This is a genomic window from Pseudoalteromonas distincta (assembly GCF_000814675.1).
Lineage (GTDB): Bacteria > Pseudomonadota > Gammaproteobacteria > Enterobacterales > Alteromonadaceae > Pseudoalteromonas > Pseudoalteromonas distincta.
Genome location: NZ_JWIG01000007.1, coordinates 108,383 through 125,971, shown reverse-complemented (window position 1 = coordinate 125,971; position 17,589 = coordinate 108,383). Strand labels below are relative to the sequence as shown.

The window sequence follows — 17,589 nt, the reverse complement described above, 5'->3', positions numbered from 1 at the left end:
CTGAAGTCGGTCCCAAGGGTATGGCTGTTCGCCATTTAAAGTGGTACGCGAGCTGGGTTTAGAACGTCGTGAGACAGTTCGGTCCCTATCTGCCGTGGGCGTTTGAGAATTGAGAGGGGTTGCTCCTAGTACGAGAGGACCGGAGTGAACGAACCGCTGGTGTTCGGGTTGTCATGCCAATGGCATTGCCCGGTAGCTACGTTCGGAACTGATAAGCGCTGAAAGCATCTAAGCGCGAAGCAGGCCTCGAGATGAGTTCTCACTAGACTTTTAAAGTCTCTGAAGGGCCGTTGAAGACTACAACGTTGATAGGCAAGATGTGGAAGTGGTGTGAGCCATTAAGCTAACTTGTACTAATTACCCGTGAGGCTTAACCATACAACGCCAAACGCGTTTTATGCGACAGTTTAGACAGAAGTTAATATAACTAAAGTAGACATTACTTAGAAAGACTTAAAAAATATTATCAGATATTTTCCAAATTCAGTTAGTGCGTAGAAATACGGATTAACGCCCAAATTTGCTTGGTGACAATAGCGTTTTGGACCCACCTGACTCCATGCCGAACTCAGTAGTGAAACGAAACAGCGCCGATGATAGTGTAGCATTTGCTATGTGAAAGTAGGACATTACCAGGCTTCAAATAAGAGAAACCCGTTACAGCAATGTGACGGGTTTTTTGCTGTCTGGGATTTAGTAAATAGCCCATGCCGAACTCAGTAGTGAAACAAAACAGCTCGAAGGCGAGCCCCGGCCGATGATAGTGTAGCATTTGCTATGTGAAAGTAGGACATTACCAGGCTTCAAATTGTAGAAAGCCCGACTAGAAATAGTCGGGCTTTTTTACGTCTGCAGAAAAGTAAGATACACACTCATTTAAACTCATCACGTAGGTCGGGCGAGCACAGCGACTCCCGACGTTAAAATCACATCGGTAATAACTATAGTGTTCTTATTTCACGAGCTGGATTACCCGCTACTACGGTATTAGCCATTACATTTTTAGTAACCACAGCACCCGCACCCACAATACTATTTTCGCCTATATTAACTCCAGAAAGAATAATAGCGCCTGCGCCAATCCATACGTTATTGCCTAACGCGATAGGTGCTGCAAAGTTTTCCTTATTAAGCCTTTCTGCTGGATTAGTAGCATGTGACACAGCTAAAAGCTGAACGTTCGGGCCAATTAAGCAGTCATCACCAATGGTGATTGAGTAATTGGCTAATGGCGAATCGAGAAGTGTGCAATTAACATTTATAAAAGTACGATCACCAATAACTATATGATTGCCGTAATCGCAATGAAAACCTGATTCTATAATTACCTCTTCACCGCATTGTGCGAACAGCTCTTTAATACGCTTTAAATTACCTTTGCTCGGGCTTTTATTGAATAATCGGCATATCTCGCCTGTTTGTTTTCTTTGCATTAAATATGGCTTAGTCACGCTATTAAATAATTTCATTGAGTTTGTTATTCATTTATATGCATACATTATTAAGTATTATCTCATGCTTATATATTTTACTGAAAAGTTGTTATTACCTTTTTGTATGGGCTAAAAAGGTTTTAAACAAATTTTGACTTTTATTATATTCCTTTTTAAAAAAGCTTTAATAATGTAAAATTCATGTTACAAGGAGTAAGTAATGAAATTAAATAAACTAACTAAATTATTCTGTTTAACAATTATTTTAGCCGGTTGTGGGGGAGGGGGTAATGATGCCAGCCAACCTGCTAATAATGATTCTGGTTCTTCTGGAAAAACTAAATTTGTTAAGCCTGATTATCAAAATACGCCTACCTATGACGGTGAATTATCTTTATTCGAAATAACAGCAAGTAATGTAACTCAACTAACAACTCAGTACTCATATCTAATAGATAGCCTAAATTCCATAGTATTTGGAGAGGATTATCAAAATCTATTTCTCCACGACCCAGTGCTAGATAACCAATCTGATAATTTCGGTTGTGTTACTGGCTCTGCTGACATGAAAGAGGAAGAGGCTAATCAGCACTATATAATTACTTATAACAATTGCTCTGCTGCTGGGTGGGTTTTTAATGGGCAATCTGATATTTATATCGAAAACTCTAACGCTGAATTTGTTTTAGAATATGGGGTAGTACCTAGTTTAACAATTAGTAACGAAGTGCTTGGGGTTACTTATTTAACAGAAGGTTTTGCTATTGCTAATAGTCAGGGAGTAAATAGTGACAGTAGCGCTACTGTGAATATTCAATTTAAAGGTGCTGATGAAAATTCGCTTGATATTTTATTCTCTAATGTAAGGCTTGATGCTGTTTTAGATGCAACCAATGTTGGGTATGGTGTTGGTTTTAATGGTGAAGTTTATTTTAGTGATTTAGGAAAACTAACAATAAAAACTGATGAGTTTTATCCAACCAATGATATATCTCTGCCTTCAATAATAGGAGCAAAGTACACCCTAATATCACAAAATACTGCTAGTGTAGATCTCAAAGCTAATGGTATTTCGACCATACATCTATCTAATGAATTTTTGCCACTAGAGTTTTATTTAACTGACTTAGATAATGTTTATAACAATACTGCCAACTCTATTCCTATAGCAAGTATTTCAGGCTCGAACAAAGCTCTACGACACTCTATTCTTACTCTTGATGCAACGCAGTCCAAGGACCCTGATTTTGAACCATTAGGTTATGAGTGGAAATTAATAACTTTTCCGCAGAATGCTAGTTGGCAACTTGGCACCGGTAGCAAAATTGACTTTATTGGAGACCTACCTGGCCTTTATCGTATTTCGTTAACAGTTGTAGACCCAAGTGGTGCAGAAAATACTGTGGAGCATGAGTTTAAATTAGAAAAACTGCCAGCAATTGTTTCTGACATTACTGCATATGATGAAATAGAATTAGGTGAACACTATACAGCCATTATCAACTTATCTAATGATGAGTTCGATGGTCCTTTTGAATACAAAATTGCTTATGGGCCAAGTAATATCTCGATTTCAGAACAGGGAGAGATTAATTGGTTAAGCAACGCGCCTGACTTTGGTAGTAATTTAAACGTAAATTTTGCTGTTGATATCTCAAACTCTGACAATCAAATAAGAATTAAGCACCAAATCAACCTTCAATCACTCGATGGCGTAGATAATCGCTCAATTGGTTATGTGAACAACTCAACATCCAGTGTAGCTTCAATTAAGCTTTCGAACCAAAAAAGGGGTGTATTACGCGGTAATGATAATTATATCTTAAGTCTCAGTGAGACAGGGTTGCTAGAATACAATAAATGGATACCTCCCTTACCTTCAAATGTTGAGCATGTAGGTGCATTTCTTAATCAGCCAGGGACGCAACTAAATTGGCTAAGTATTACTTACAACCAAGAGGCAGCTAAACATCAAATATTTTTAACTAATGAGGGTTCAAGTAGTTTGCTGATAGATGATGTTTCGGCTGAGAATTATAACTCTATGGTATTTGATTATAACGGCGATGGTATTGAAGATATTCTTCTTTCGGCGGGGCATTCGTATGATAGCTATCTTATTAATGGAAATGATCTTTCTATCACTACGCTTATTGTTGCGCCGGACCTTTCACTTAATTATTCAAATAGCTTGATTCAAGTTTGTGATTTGAATAACGACGGCTTTAAAGAGTTAATTGATAGGGAAAGTATATTTGATGTCAAACAGAACAAATACCTGATAGGACCCTACTCTGAATATAAATTTAAGGCATTTACCAGTGGTGATAATTGTCGTGTAACTAGATATAAGGCCTCCGAACATTATAGTGAACTAATATGGTGGGAAGATGGTGAACTGCAGGTGGGTAGTGAAAAGTTTGAGACTAATTTCAATGATGGTATTTCGATTAGCCTTGAAGTAGATAGTCCTTATAGTCATGTTTATTTTTCTAATTCAAAAGAGCTTTATTACTTTGATCAGCAGTGGCAATTGTTCTCTGTATCTATTGCTGAAAACCCCATTGGGAGAGTAATAGGAGCTGTTGATTTTGATAATGATGGAATACAGTCATTATTAGTAAGCAAAACAGATGGTTTAGAAGGAAGTTATTTATACGAAGAATATACGATGCAAAGCTTTAGCTATGAGAATGGGCTATGGCAGCTTGAGTATTCATCAGTGGCTCAAGGTCAACTTCCTAATCTTCATATTGTTGGTGCTGTTGATGATACGGTTAGCATTTCAGATTTTGGCCGTTCGGCTAAGGTAACGCACAATAATGCACCTGTTACTTTCACTGGAGAGATGCTGTTAACGCAAGATAATGAAAATCAAATTGAGTATTCATTAACTCAAATTAACAACGAGACATTTATTGTTAAACGCAATACAGGTTCAACCAGTGTAATTTGGCAAACTAGCGTTGCAGAAGTGACTTTTTCTAATTCGTATGATTTTGCTTTTACAGAGTCCGAAACACACTTGAGCTTTAAAAGTGATATTAGATATTACACAATCGCTAAACAAACAGGAGAAGTCGTATCAAGAGCCTACTTTCCTTACTTGCCGTCTGAGGAGTTGTCAAAAATAATAATAGGTTATTACGATTTAGGTATAGCTTTTTACGAAAATCCAAGCTTATCACCCATTTCAATTGACAGTAGCAATTGGCCTGTACCTTTAGATTTCTTACAAGAAACAACAAGCCATGTAGCGCATGTACATGCTATTCAGCTAGATTCAGATCCTCAACTAGAGCTAATAATTGATTATCGTACTTTTGGTAGTTTCGATGAAGAAGGTGGTTTAATAGTATTAGATACGAAAACGAAAGCATTAGAAATTTTGGACGAACAACAAATTAAGGGCTTTACAATTTACCACAAAGAGAAAATCCTCGATGAAACTATAGGTGGCGTTTATGGCCGAAACTATCTGGCGCATTACTCTATAGAAAAAACAATTAGCCTAGTGGATAAGTTATCAAATCAAGTTATTTGGGAGAGTCCACAAATCTCGAATAATTACCACGATGTATTAATTCAAAAAGATGAGCGTGATTCTTGGAGTTTATATATTTTAGGTAGTGAGTTTTTAATATATCCTTATTTGAACTAAAAAATAATAGCGTGCTCAGTAATCTAGTTTCTAGCTCACTGAGCAAGTTAGAATGTTTCACCACATCTACATGCTGTTAAATTAAAAAGCGCACATTGCGCTTTTTTTACTCATTCACTTGCCATTTAGGTTGTTTCGTTTAAAATCGCATAACTTTCGAAATGAAACTTAATTCACGAGCTTTATGACTAAACGAAACACACAGCAGCGTCGTCACAATATACTGGTTCAAGTTAATGAATTAGGTGAAGTAGCCGTTGAAAAGTTAGCACAGCAGTTTCAAACATCTGAAGTAACCATTCGAAAAGATTTAACCTCGCTTGAAAAAAGTGGCTTATTACTTCGCCGCTATGGGGGTGCTATTGCATTGCCTAAAGAAATTGTTAGCGATGAAATAGATTCAAAGCGCAAAGTCGCAATAGCAAAGGCTGCAGCAAAACTTATAAAAGATCATAACCGCGTTATTATTGATAGCGGGCGTACTACTGCTGCGATGATCCCTGAGCTTGCAAATAAGCGCGGGCTAGTTGTAATGACAAACGCAATTAAAGTAGCGAGTCGTTTATTAGCACTTGAGAACGAGCCAACACTTTTGATGACTGGTGGGACGTGGGATCCGCATTCTGAGTCGTTTCAGGGGCAAGTTGCCGAAAACGTATTATGCTCTTACGACTTTGATCAGCTCTTTATTGGTGCGGATGGTATAGATGTAAAACGTGGCACAACAACCTTTAATGAGTTAGTTGGTTTGAGCCAAGTAATGGCAAAAGCGGCTCGTGAAGTAATTGTAATGGTTGAATCAGATAAGATTGGCCGAAAAATACCAAATTTAGAATTACCGTGGAAAATAGTAACCACATTAATAACCGACAATGGCTTAGCAGATGAAAAGCGCAAAGCAATTGAGGCGTGTGGTGTAAAACTAATTTGCGCTGAATTTATTGAGTAGCCACAAAGTGGTAAATATACAAGATTATTGGAGAGATTATGTGTGGAATAGTTGGGGCAGTTGCAGAACGTCCAGTAAATAGAATACTGATTGAAGGGCTGAAGCGACTTGAATACCGTGGCTACGACTCTGCCGGTGTAGCACTACTAGAAGGCTCTACGCTAAATACTGTAAAAGCAGTAGGTAAAGTAGTTAACGTAGAAGCAGCTCTAGAAAAAGCAGGTGTTAGCGGTCATACAGGTATTGCACATACGCGCTGGGCAACACATGGTAGCGTTACAGAAGCAAATGCACACCCACATGTATCAAACAACCAGTTAGCACTTGTGCACAACGGTATTATTGAAAACCACGCAAGCTTACGCGCATCGCTTAAAGAAGAAGGCTACGAGTTTCTATCTGAAACCGATACCGAAGTAATGGTGCACTTAATTCATAAGCTTCGTAAGCAGCACACTAGTTTACTTGCAGCAGTACAAGCTGCTGTTAAACAGTTTGAAGGCGCTTTTGGTACAGTTGTATTTGATAAAGCAAACGACAACGAAATCATTGTAGCGCGCTCAGGTAGCCCTCTTGTTATTGGTTTAGGCCTTGGCGAAAACTTTATTGCGTCTGATCAGTTAGCACTATTACCTGTTACTCGTAGCTTCATCTTTTTAGAAGAAGGCGATGTAGCGCGTATTACACGTGATACAGTAGAAATTTTTGACGAAAATGGCGACGCTGTAGAGCGTGAAGTGATTGAATCAAACATTACACAAGATGCATCAGGCAAAGGCGATTACCGCCACTACATGCTAAAAGAAATCTACGAGCAGCCACTTGCAGTACGTAATACGCTTGAAGGGCGTTTAAACGACGATCGCGTAGCAATTGATGCGTTTGGCGAAAGCGCTCAGCAAATATTTAAAGACGTAAAACACGTGCAAATTATTGCCTGTGGCACGTCTTACCATTCAGGTATGGTTGCACGTTATTGGCTTGAGCAATTTGCAGGCGTTAGCTGTAATGTAGAAATAGCTTCTGAATTTAGATACCGTCAGTCGTTTGTTCATGAAAATAGCTTACTTGTTACTATTTCTCAATCAGGTGAAACTGCCGATACGCTAGCTGCATTACGCCTAGCTAAAGAGCAAGGTTACATGGCCTCAATGACCATTTGTAACGTACCTGGTTCATCGCTTGTACGCGAATCAGACCTTGCCTTTATGACCAAAGCTGGTGCTGAAATAGGCGTGGCTTCTACTAAAGCATTTACAACGCAATTAGTTGGTTTGTTAATGCTTACTGCGTCTATAGCTCAAGAAAAACAGCTTGATCAAAGTGCTATTGTAAATGCTATAAAAGTACTACCTGCTAAGCTTGAAGAAACATTACTGCTTGCAGATGGCATTGCAGACCTTGCAGAAGAATTTGCCGACAAGCATCACTCACTGTTTTTAGGTCGTGGCTCACAATATCCAATCGCAATGGAAGGTGCGCTTAAGCTTAAAGAAATTTCGTACATTCACGCAGAAGCCTACGCAGCGGGCGAGCTAAAACATGGCCCACTCGCACTTATTGATGCTGACATGCCAATTATTGTTGTAGCACCAAACAATGAGTTATTAGAAAAGCTTAAATCAAACGTAGAAGAAGTACGCGCACGTGGCGGCATTATTTACGTATTCGCAGATAAAGATTCACACTTTGAGTCAGACGATACAATGCGTGTTATCAACGTAAACCACACTGACGACATTATTGCGCCAATTGTTTACACACTGCCATTACAGTTACTGTCGTACTACGTAGCGGTAATTAAAGGTACCGACGTTGACCAACCTCGTAACTTAGCTAAATCTGTTACGGTTGAGTAAAATCAATAGGTTGGTAATTACCTGTTAAAGATAAAAGGCGCTCAATGCGCCTTTTTTTGTGAATGATTTTAGCCGTGTTTTATTACTGCAAGATACTTAAATTAAATAACAATGAAAATAACTTCGTTTGAATACAATGTTTCGTAATCAATGTCTTCATGGCAATATAGCTATAAACAAAATCAGGGAAGATAAATAATGGAATCATGGAATGACGATAAGTTAAATAGAGTTGAAGATGCAAAATATCTAACTTCTTACTTACTCAATCGATTTACAGTAAAGAAAGAGGAACCTTTTGTATTAAATATTGATGCTGAATGGGGATTTGGTAAAACCTATTTTCTTACAAATTGGCGAAGTGATTTAAAGTCACAAGGCTGCGAAGTTGTTTATTTTAATGCTTGGGAGAAGGATTTTACGGATAACCCTTTGCTTGGTTTCATTTCTGCGATCGATAAAGAGTTAAAACCTTTTTTTAGTAAAAAGGCCAACGCAAGCCAAAAAAATAAATGGAATAAATTCAAGCTTGCTGCCGCTCCATTACTTTTATCTTTTATAGCAAAAAAATTGACGGGCTATTCTCTAGATCAAATAAACGAATTAATCGAGAGTGATGGTGAGGAAAGTAAAGCATCCGATATAGATAAAAAAGCTACAAATAGATTAGTTGAAGGTCTAACTACTCAAGCAACAAATATTGCGTTAGAACATCAAGAAAGCATAGAAAATAGTATTATTACTTTTAAGACTAATTTAGGGGAGATCGCGAAAAAGGCAGGTAAGGATATAAAACCAATTTTTATATTCGTAGATGAGTTAGACAGATGTAGGCCTAGTTATGCCATTGAACTACTAGAGACAATTAAACATCTATTTCAAATACCGCGCGTTTACTTTGTTGTTGCTACTGCATCTGAGCAATTAAGTCATTCAATCAAGGCTATTTATGGTAATAATTTTGAATCTAAAAAATACCTAAATAGATTTTTCGATCAAATTTATCATCTACCACCACCAAATCGCTTGTCTTACTCAGAGTACTTATGGAAAACAGAGCTTGTTAATGATGATAAGTTAATTGCTGTGCATAAAAGTGGTAATGCTTATTTGCTGGCTCAAACAGCTCTTTTATGTGATGCGGGTTTACGAGATATTGAACAAGCCATAAAGATTTTACAAGCAATTCAGCTAACAACTGAAGAAAGGCTATATACGTTACCGTTAGTATTTTTAGCTATCCTAAAAATAAGTAAGCCAGAATTATATAAAATTACGATACCAATGTGGAAAGATAAATTTCGAACTAACTCTAGTCAAGATTGGAATGTTTTTATTGAAAAAATGAGTAACCCTGAATCAAACTTGGACTCAAATAAAGCCTATGAAGGTAAAATTATTAGCATTATAAGTAAGTTACTAGGAAAAACCGGAATAAAATCTTCAGAAATTCAACAGTGTTCAGCGGAGCTTGGCGACATGATCCTATATGACTTTAGCTTTAACCAAAATCGACAGTTTTCGATATTACATTACCCTGAGTTAGTTGAGCGTGCAGGTCGTTTTATATCTTAAAGAAAGGGGAAAACTCCCTTTTCGTATTAATGAGCAAAAATAATCAGAGCTAAAGTATACTTAGAGCTTGTAGCTCGAATCGCGCAGCTGTTACCTATGAAAACATTTAAATCACTAATCTCTACTTAATAAGCGCTAAATACGCTAAAATTACAGGCTACTTTTTTAGCAATAAGCCCGTAATAAATATGACCTCAGCCACAAGCCCTAGCACTTTTTCCGAACTTGGCCTTATTCCAGAGCTATTAGCTCGATTAACCGATTTGGAATATACCCAGCCTACACCTATTCAAGCTAAGGCTATACCTAGTGTGCTTGCGGGAAGTGACTTAATTGCGGGGGCAAATACTGGCTCAGGTAAAACAGCGACGTTTGCTTTACCTATGCTACAAACCCTATTTTTAGAGCAGGGCGCTAAAAATACTGCCAGCAAAGGTAATTTTGTAACGGGGCTTATTTTAGTACCGACGCGTGAGCTTGCTACGCAGGTGGCCGATAGCGTTAAATCGTATTCTGCTAACTTTAATGGCGCAATTAAAACTGTGGCCGTGTTTGGTGGTGTGTCGGTTAATACACAAATGCAGGCTCTACGCGGCGGCGCCGATATTATTGTTGCAACGCCAGGGCGTTTGCTCGATTTAATCTCAAGCAATGCGATTAAGCTCGATAAAGTGACGACCTTAGTGCTTGATGAAGCCGACCGTATGCTAAGCCTTGGCTTTACCGAAGAGCTGGCTGATCTTTTAGCGTTAATGCCTGCTAAAAAACAAACTATGTTGTTTTCAGCGACCTTCCCAGAGCAAGTCACTCAATTAACGCAAGAGCTTTTAAACGACCCAGTTGAAATACAAGTACAAAACAAAGACGAAAGCACCTTGGTACAGCGTGTTTTTACCGTAAACAAAGGTGAAAAAACCACAGTTTTAGCACATTTAATTAAAACGCATAAATGGCGCCAAGCATTGATTTTTGTGAACGCGAAAAAAGACTGTGAGCACTTGGCTAGTAAACTTGAAAAGCGCGGTGTTAATGCACAAGTATTTCATGGTGATAAAGGCCAAAGTGAGCGTACTCGCGTAATAGAAAAATTTAAAGCCGGTGAAATAGAAGTACTTATTGCCACCGATATAGCAGCCCGTGGTTTAGATATTGCCAAACTGCCTGTTGTTATTAACTTTAACTTACCGCGTAGCCCCGCTGATTACATGCATCGTATTGGCCGAAGCGGCCGTGCCGGTGAAGTGGGTTTAGCGTTATCGTTAATTGATTATGAAGACTTTCATCACTTTAAAATAATCGAGAAAAAAAACAAACTTCGTTTAGAGCGTGAGGAAGTAACGGGTTTTGTGGTAAACCAAGCAAACCTTGATGCGGCCCTTGCACTTAAAAACGATAAGCCAATGGCAAAGCCTGAAGGCACAGGTAAGAAAAAGAAGAAAAAATCCAACCAAGAAGATGACGTATGGAGCGGCTGGAGAGGGCGTTCTAAATAGGAAATATAATTTATTATTTTGTCTAACCTTACAATTGGCGATAAAATCAGTTATTGACGTATTGGTCAATTTTGACTAAGATCATTATTAACAACTAACCCTACTTCCACGCGTAGCATTGAGTCTCCTGGATATAGGGAGAAAAAGCCGACCTTAGTGTCGGTTTTTTTGTAGCTAAAATTTAAGGATCGACTTTGAAGACTCGAATATATATTGATGGATATAATTTATATTATGGATGTCTTAAGCGAACACCTTACAAGTGGTTAGATATATTTAAATTATTTGATGACTACATCCTCCCCAGTGCTGCAAGTAAAGCCCACACTAGCAATAATTTAAGCGTTAAGTTTTTTACTGCGAATATTGTAGAAAAGGCAGCTACGTCAAAAGATTCTTTAGCTGATCAGCAGGCTTATCACCGAGCTTTAACTTTCAATAGTTCAAATGGTCAGCTAGAAATAATCAAAGGTTACTACTCTGTAAACCCAACACGTGCATTTAAAATTGATGAAAAAGAACCTAAAAAACACCCAAATGAATGTGAGTATGTGGACATTTGGAAGCTTGAAGAAAAGCAAACTGATGTAAATATTGCGGTGGAGGCTTTATTTGATGTATTTACGGATGACTCAATTGAGCAAGTTGTGTTTGTTACTAATGATACAGACTTAGAAAGGGCTTTAGAAAAAATAAAATCTCTAAATAAAGTTAAAATAGGCTTAGTGATCCCTACTACTGATAGTGTTCGTTACCCCAATGAAAAACTAGATATACATGCTGATTGGACGCGTAGGAATATTTTAATTGAAGAACTAAAACAGTCGCAGTTGCCACGTGTTATCCAGGGAGGAAGAAAACCAGTTTCTAAACCTATAGGTTGGTTTGGTCAGCCAGAAATACTTGAAGAAATAATATTAACTTTATTACAAGTTGAAGCTAATCGAACTAAATGCTGGCGCTGGTTGGAAAAACCATTACCTAGCTTTGATGATTTACCGCCATTAACAGATCCTCCTATTCTATTACTCGATAATGAAGAAACAGCAAAAATAGTGCTAAGTTACGCACAAAAATATACTCAGCTATTTAACAACTAGCGACATGAAACTACTTATATTTAATAAAGGGTGAAATGTGGACTTAATATCAAAACTATTATTACTTTCTACTACTTTAATATGCTTTAAATTAAGTGCAAATACCCCATACGAAATCCCTAGAAGTAGCGTTATTCAACTAACCGAACCTTCTAGTAAGCGTGTTTACTCTGTTTACATTCAATTGCCTAAGTCATATAAAAATAAGCAGGATAAAACATATCCAGTTATTTACTTAACCGATGCGCCGTATACCTTCCCTATAGTGGCAGGGGCAACACGATTTCCTATGAATACCGGAAAAATGCAGCAAGCAATTATTGTCGCCATTGGTTATGAAAAAGGGTCTATTGGATCAGCTAGTCGAATTAGAGACTACACACCTACTTTTGCAAAAGATTGGAAAAAACAAACAGGTAATGCACAAGGCCATATTCAGTTTATTAAAAACACTGTGTTTTCTTATATTGAGCAAAACTACCGAGCTAGTCACACACACAAAACCTACATAGGTAACTCGCTAGGCGGCTTATTAGGTGCCTCTATTTTATTTACAGAGCCCGATTTATTTAGCCATTATATTATTGGTAGCCCGTCTGTTTGGTTTGATAGCAACGCAATCTTAGCGCTACAAGCAAATAAACCTAAAGTGCCTATAAAAGTTTATATATCGGTGGGAGCAAAGGAAACCCCTGCTTTTGGTGAAGGACAAAATATGGTTGAGGGTACCAAGCTATTGGTACAAAAAATTAATGCACTTAACAGTGACAACATACAATTAAAAAGTGTTGTTATTGAAGGAGCGAGCCATGCAACGGCATTTCCTACTACTGCAATACAAGGGCTTGATTGGATATACAGCACTGTAAGTGAGTAATACTGTAAAATTACTTACGTTAGAAAACGTTACCATTTAAAACCTATCATTAGTAAAGCTAATGATAGGTTTATTTTTCAATATGCAATAAAAGAGTAAGCTAGCTACTCAGAACTTTTATTAACTTAGTGGTCGTGATCGTCCTCTTCTTCTTGCGCAATACCAAGCCAAGTAATTGCACTTGGGGCAAAAGTAAGCTCAACCTCACTTTCAATTTCTAAGTCTTCAAGGTGTACTTGCACAACGTGCTGAGCAATAGGGTCTGCTACATAAGCAAACTGACCGTTTTGTGCCACTGTCATGCTAAAGCTCATGCCCTCTGGCATGGTTGATACATCTTGCTCGGTAATATCAACTTGGCCTTCAAGCTCCCAATGCATTTCGCCATCATGGTCGTGTGCGCTAAATACATTTAAAAAGCCTAAGCTGTCTAATATTAAAAAGTGCTCGCCATGGGCAGAAAAAGAGTACGATACAGCACTTGCGCCATCGGCTAGTTGCCATTCTAGTTCTTCCATTTGTGCTGTTACAGGGTTAATAGTTACAATTACGGCTTCGCCGCCACCATGGCCAGACGCTACGCCAATAAAGGTCTCGCTATCTTCGTGGCCATAAATACTACCAATGCGCTGATCGCCTACGGCATCTATATTTACAACTTTTTGAGCGCTGTATACATCACCTTGTTGATGGGCAATCAATATACCATCGCCACAACCAAATACAACATAGTCATGGTTTTGTGCTGCGCCGTGTAAATCAGGACACGTAACTTCTAAGGTTTGTTCAAGCTCGTATTCACCATCATGAAAGTGATAAACACCTACTTGGTCTGGCAGTACTTTAGCAACCGATGTGCTTTCGCTGTCATCACGGCGAATGGTTGATAATAAATGCTCACCGCGAGGCTCTGCTACACCGTGCATATTAATATCGTAGCTAATACCAGGTAGTGTTGCTGTTGCACTTGTTATGTCGTTATCTGTTAATACTTCAACAGAAGCAACCGTACCTGAGTCTGCATCACCATCATAAAAAACAGCTAATTGCCCGTCGTGAGTTATTAAGTGTGTAGGGCGACTACCACTTGTTAACTCATAGCTGCTAGCCGCTGGGCTTTGCTCGTAATCGTGCAGGTGCTCGCCATGGTCTTCACGCCATAAACCACCATCAATAAAGCCTAAGTAATCTTGTGCGCGGCTTGCAATAACGGCATAACGAAAATCAGGTGATGACGATAGCGTGTTTGAATCATTCGTCAGGGTAAATGTTTCAAGTAAAGCGTTGTCATCTAGGTCATAAAAGCTGGCTTCGTTGCTGTTGCCTGCAAGCACAGCTAATCTGCCTAATGAATCAATTGTGTAGCCATCATCATGGTCGTGATCATCATCGTCATGATCGTGTTCGTCTTCTACAACAATAGGATCTTTTTCTACAATTTTAGTTTCTGCATCGCCACAGGCTGTAATAAATGTAGTGCTAATAGCCAGTGCAATAAGCTTTAATTTGTATAGTTTTTTCATGTTTATTTCCCTTAATTATAATTTTTTAATGCTTAAAAATAACCGCGAATGCCTAGCGCAAAGCTACGCCCTGGACGTGGTGCTATATCTTTTACAAACGAGCTGTGCACGCGTGCCTCTGTATCTGTTAAGTTGGTGCCACGCAGGTAAACAGACATATCTTGGTTTAATACTGAAAGGTCGTAAGAGATGCTTGCATCAATCAATGTGTAGCCGTCTGTTGCTGTTTCTTGTGGGGCTGTGCGGTCTTGCTTTTGATAGCGAGTAACGTGAATATGCGCACTGAGTTTATCTGTTTGATAGCTTAACTCGCTACCAAAACGAAGCGGTGGTGTACGGGGTAAATCGCCGCCGTCTTTAAGGCGTGCACGAACGTAGTCAGAGAATACATCTAGCTTAAACTCATCTGTTAATTGCCACGCAATTTGCGCTTCAAAACCATGTAAAACTACATCATCTGTTTTAAATAAATAAACGGGTAGCTCTGATGAATGGTCGTGTTCGTCAGCGAGTTCTTCTTCATCGCCATGGTCGTGTCCACTTTGTGCGTATAAACCTGTGTCTATTTGGTAATAATAGTTATCTACTTGGTTGTAAAAGGCATTTAAAATAAAGCCAACATCGCCTTGAGTTTTACGTAGGGTTAAATCGATATTATTGGCTGTTTCCAGATCTATTGCTTGATCAGATAAACCTAAATGGCCATCTTCATCTAAATCAAATAGTGCGCCTACTTCGTAGGTGCCAGTACCAATATGCGGCCCAAACGATAACAATTCAGAGGCAGAAGGTGCACGTTCAGAGCGCGATACAGAAAGTCCTAAATTATAGTTAGATGTAAAATCCCATACTACCCCTGCCGATAAACTGACTGGTGTAAATTCATGCTCTACATCAAATACGCGAGTGGTTTCTGCGCTTTCTTCGTGGTCGTGATCATGCTCGTCGGTTTCTTGCGCTTCATCGTGTGCGTGAGCGTCAATATTTGGCAGTAATACGTTGCCTGCTTCAATGGTTACACGCTCAATACGCCCACCTAACTGCACTAAAAAATCCCCAAAGTGCCTTTCTTCCATTAACGCTACAGCAAAGCTTTCGGTTTCTGATGGAGGAGTAAAAGCCTCTTCACCTTGTGCTTCAACATCGCTTTGTTTGTAATGAAAGCTAATGCCGCCATTCCACTCGCTAAATTGGTTATGTAGTAGGTCTATGCGTAATTCGTTGGTTTCGTTTTTAAAGGTAGTGCCAACAGCGCCGCTCTCAATTTCAGCGTGTTCGTAGTCGGTATGGCCAGCGCGCAGGTTAACTTTGTTTAGCCATTTATTATCTAGGTTGTACTCACCTAATAATTGCACTTTAGTTTGCTCTAAATCAGCAAATACGCTTTCTTCTTCGTCGCTGTGCTTTTCCTCTTCATCACCGTGCGTATGGCCCGGAATACCGTATTGACGATTAAATTGCTCTACTGCTAAGCCAATAAATCCGTTATCCATTAAATAGCTAGCGCCAACAGTAAAACCGTCAGACTCTTCATTACTGTTTTCAACTTTGTAATCGCCACTATGCTCTTCACCGTCGCTATCTATATCAGCAGCTACCGGTACCTCGTAGTCATCGGCTTCACGCCAAAACGCATCGGCGTAAAAAGCCACCGAGTCTGTGCCTGTGGTGGCATTAAACGAGGCCACTTTTTGGTTATCTACCGAGTTATGTTCTAGGTTCCATTCACCACGCGTGGTGCTGTCGGTAGGTACGCGGTTATCTACTACATTAACCACACCACCAATTGCGCCACTGCCATAAAACAGCGTTGCAGGGCCGCGTAATACTTCAATTTGTTGTGCGGTAGACGCCTCCGATGCAACAGAGTGATCGGGGCCAACGCGCGATACATCACTTACATCCAGGCCATTTTGAGTAATAAGTACGCGAGGACCGCTTAAACCACGAATAATAGGTGTGCTGGCTACTTTACCGTGAAAATTTGTATTAACGCCTGGGAGTTTTTCAAGGCTGTCGCCAAGGGTTGCAGCTTGTTGGCGCCTTAGTTGTTCGCCAGATAAAACACTAACAGGCGATGCAGATTCCATTGCCGACATATGAATAGGGGTCGCTTCAATATCAATAACTTCAATAGGCGAGCGCTTTAAATTAAAAGTAACCGATTGGTTTCCATCATTAGTTATTGTTATATCGCGATGAAGATGCGCATAACCAGGGGCTACAACGTGAAGCTCTTTTAAGCCATTTTTTAGTTCTGTTATAACAAATTTACCGTTTTCATCGGTGGTTACTTTTAGATCTGAGCCTTCAACTTCTACCGTTGCATTGGTAACTACTTTACCTTTGTTGTTTAAAATAACGCCTTCTATTGTGGATGCAAGCACACTAGCCGGCAATAAAGCTGCTATGAGAACAGCTAATTGCGATCTACGTTTCATTTGACTACCTTGTTGGATGTTATATTATATCAATTATGTGGGTAATGTTATAATATATCAATAGCAATTAACTGATGTTATTAAAATGTCTCCTTAAAAGTAACGTTTTTGAGTGGAGACACTGATTTAGTAGAGGAAATAATGAAGTCGAGTCAAAGTGTTATGGATCGTATGGCAATAGGGTTATCGGTAATGTGCACAGTGCATTGTTTTGCAACCCCGGTTATTTTAGCGTTATTACCAAGCTTTGCCGTACTGCAAATAGATAGTGAACAATTTCATTTATGGATTCTTGCGGCGGTACTGCCAACCAGTTTATTGGCATTAAGCTTAGGCTGTAAAAAGCATAAACGTTTACGTTATATGGCCTGCGGCGTTATTGGGCTAGCCTTTATGATATGCGCAGTATTACTAGGGCATGAAATAGCCGAAAAAGCACTAACCTTAATAGGCTCGGCTTTTATTGCTGTGGCCCATTGGTTTAATTATCAGCAATGTCTTAAACAGAATGACGACAACTGCCCGTGTTCAGGTAGCAAATTGGATCAAATGGTTTAACGCTTAGTTGTTGCTGGTGGTATGGCTCTCGTCGGCTAAATTAATACTGATTTATTTTAAATACTAAGGCTTCTTTGTTTTAAAAGGCGACCTCTTTCATGCTGTAGTAACATGCTCAGT

General features: G+C 39.0%; 11 protein-coding genes and 2 rRNA genes. 10 read left to right on the top strand and 3 right to left on the bottom strand.

Translation table 11 applies throughout. From position 1 onward, the window contains the following. Both QT16_RS05835 and rrf read left to right on the top strand, forming a co-directional pair. A 23S ribosomal RNA gene (locus QT16_RS05835) occupies window positions 1-378 on the top strand; the annotation flags it as partial. A gap of 145 nt (window positions 379-523) precedes the next feature. Next, window positions 524-638 (top strand): 5S ribosomal RNA (gene rrf / locus QT16_RS05830). Between the two features lie 303 nt (window positions 639-941). On the opposite strand, the gene QT16_RS05825 is transcribed toward rrf, so the two are convergent. Next, window positions 942-1,469, bottom strand: a complete 528-nt coding sequence (locus tag QT16_RS05825; RefSeq protein WP_039487019.1) for a sugar O-acetyltransferase — start codon at window positions 1,467-1,469, stop codon at window positions 942-944. A 184-nt stretch (window positions 1,470-1,653) separates the two neighbouring features. On the opposite strand from QT16_RS05825, the gene QT16_RS05820 reads away from it, so the two are divergent. The 7 genes from QT16_RS05820 (at window position 1,654) to QT16_RS05790 (ending at window position 12,947) form a co-directional block, all read left to right on the top strand. Then, on the top strand, window positions 1,654-5,094 hold the full coding sequence (locus QT16_RS05820) for a VCBS repeat-containing protein (RefSeq protein WP_039487016.1): 3,441 nt from the start codon (window positions 1,654-1,656) through the stop codon (window positions 5,092-5,094). A gap of 184 nt (window positions 5,095-5,278) precedes the next feature. Then, entirely contained in the window at window positions 5,279-6,043 is a 765-nt protein-coding gene (locus QT16_RS05815) for a DeoR/GlpR family DNA-binding transcription regulator (protein ID WP_039487012.1), read from the top strand. Between the two features lie 38 nt (window positions 6,044-6,081). Next, window positions 6,082-7,902 (top strand): glutamine--fructose-6-phosphate transaminase (isomerizing), encoded by a 1,821-nt coding sequence (gene glmS, locus QT16_RS05810; protein ID WP_039487010.1) that lies wholly within the window; start codon window positions 6,082-6,084, stop codon window positions 7,900-7,902. A gap of 198 nt (window positions 7,903-8,100) precedes the next feature. Beyond that, complete coding sequence (locus tag QT16_RS05805; RefSeq protein WP_039487007.1) at window positions 8,101-9,477, top strand: KAP family P-loop NTPase fold protein; 1,377 nt, start codon at window positions 8,101-8,103, stop codon at window positions 9,475-9,477. Window positions 9,478-9,665: 188 nt separating this feature from the next. Next, window positions 9,666-10,970, top strand: a complete 1,305-nt coding sequence (locus QT16_RS05800; RefSeq protein ID WP_039487004.1) for a DEAD/DEAH box helicase — start codon at window positions 9,666-9,668, stop codon at window positions 10,968-10,970. A 194-nt stretch (window positions 10,971-11,164) separates the two neighbouring features. Next, window positions 11,165-12,070, top strand: a complete 906-nt coding sequence (locus tag QT16_RS05795) for an NYN domain-containing protein (RefSeq protein ID WP_039487000.1) — start codon at window positions 11,165-11,167, stop codon at window positions 12,068-12,070. A gap of 37 nt (window positions 12,071-12,107) precedes the next feature. Further along, window positions 12,108-12,947 (top strand): alpha/beta hydrolase, encoded by an 840-nt coding sequence (locus QT16_RS05790; protein ID WP_039486998.1) that lies wholly within the window; start codon window positions 12,108-12,110, stop codon window positions 12,945-12,947. Window positions 12,948-13,072: 125 nt separating this feature from the next. On the opposite strand, the gene QT16_RS05785 is transcribed toward QT16_RS05790, so the two are convergent. Both QT16_RS05785 and QT16_RS05780 read right to left on the bottom strand, forming a co-directional pair. Continuing rightward, a complete protein-coding gene (locus QT16_RS05785) occupies window positions 13,073-14,470 on the bottom strand; it encodes a hypothetical protein (protein ID WP_039486994.1) in 1,398 nt (465 codons plus the stop codon). Between the two features lie 32 nt (window positions 14,471-14,502). Then, window positions 14,503-16,911, bottom strand: coding sequence for a TonB-dependent receptor (locus tag QT16_RS05780; protein ID WP_039486992.1), 2,409 nt, complete (start codon window positions 16,909-16,911; stop codon window positions 14,503-14,505). A gap of 141 nt (window positions 16,912-17,052) precedes the next feature. Here QT16_RS05780 and QT16_RS05775 point away from each other — a divergent pair, with 141 nt between their 5' ends. Then, window positions 17,053-17,469: a MerC domain-containing protein gene (locus QT16_RS05775; RefSeq protein ID WP_039486989.1), complete on the top strand. Its 417-nt coding sequence runs from the start codon at window positions 17,053-17,055 to the stop codon at window positions 17,467-17,469. Window positions 17,470-17,589: the final 120 nt, after the last annotated feature.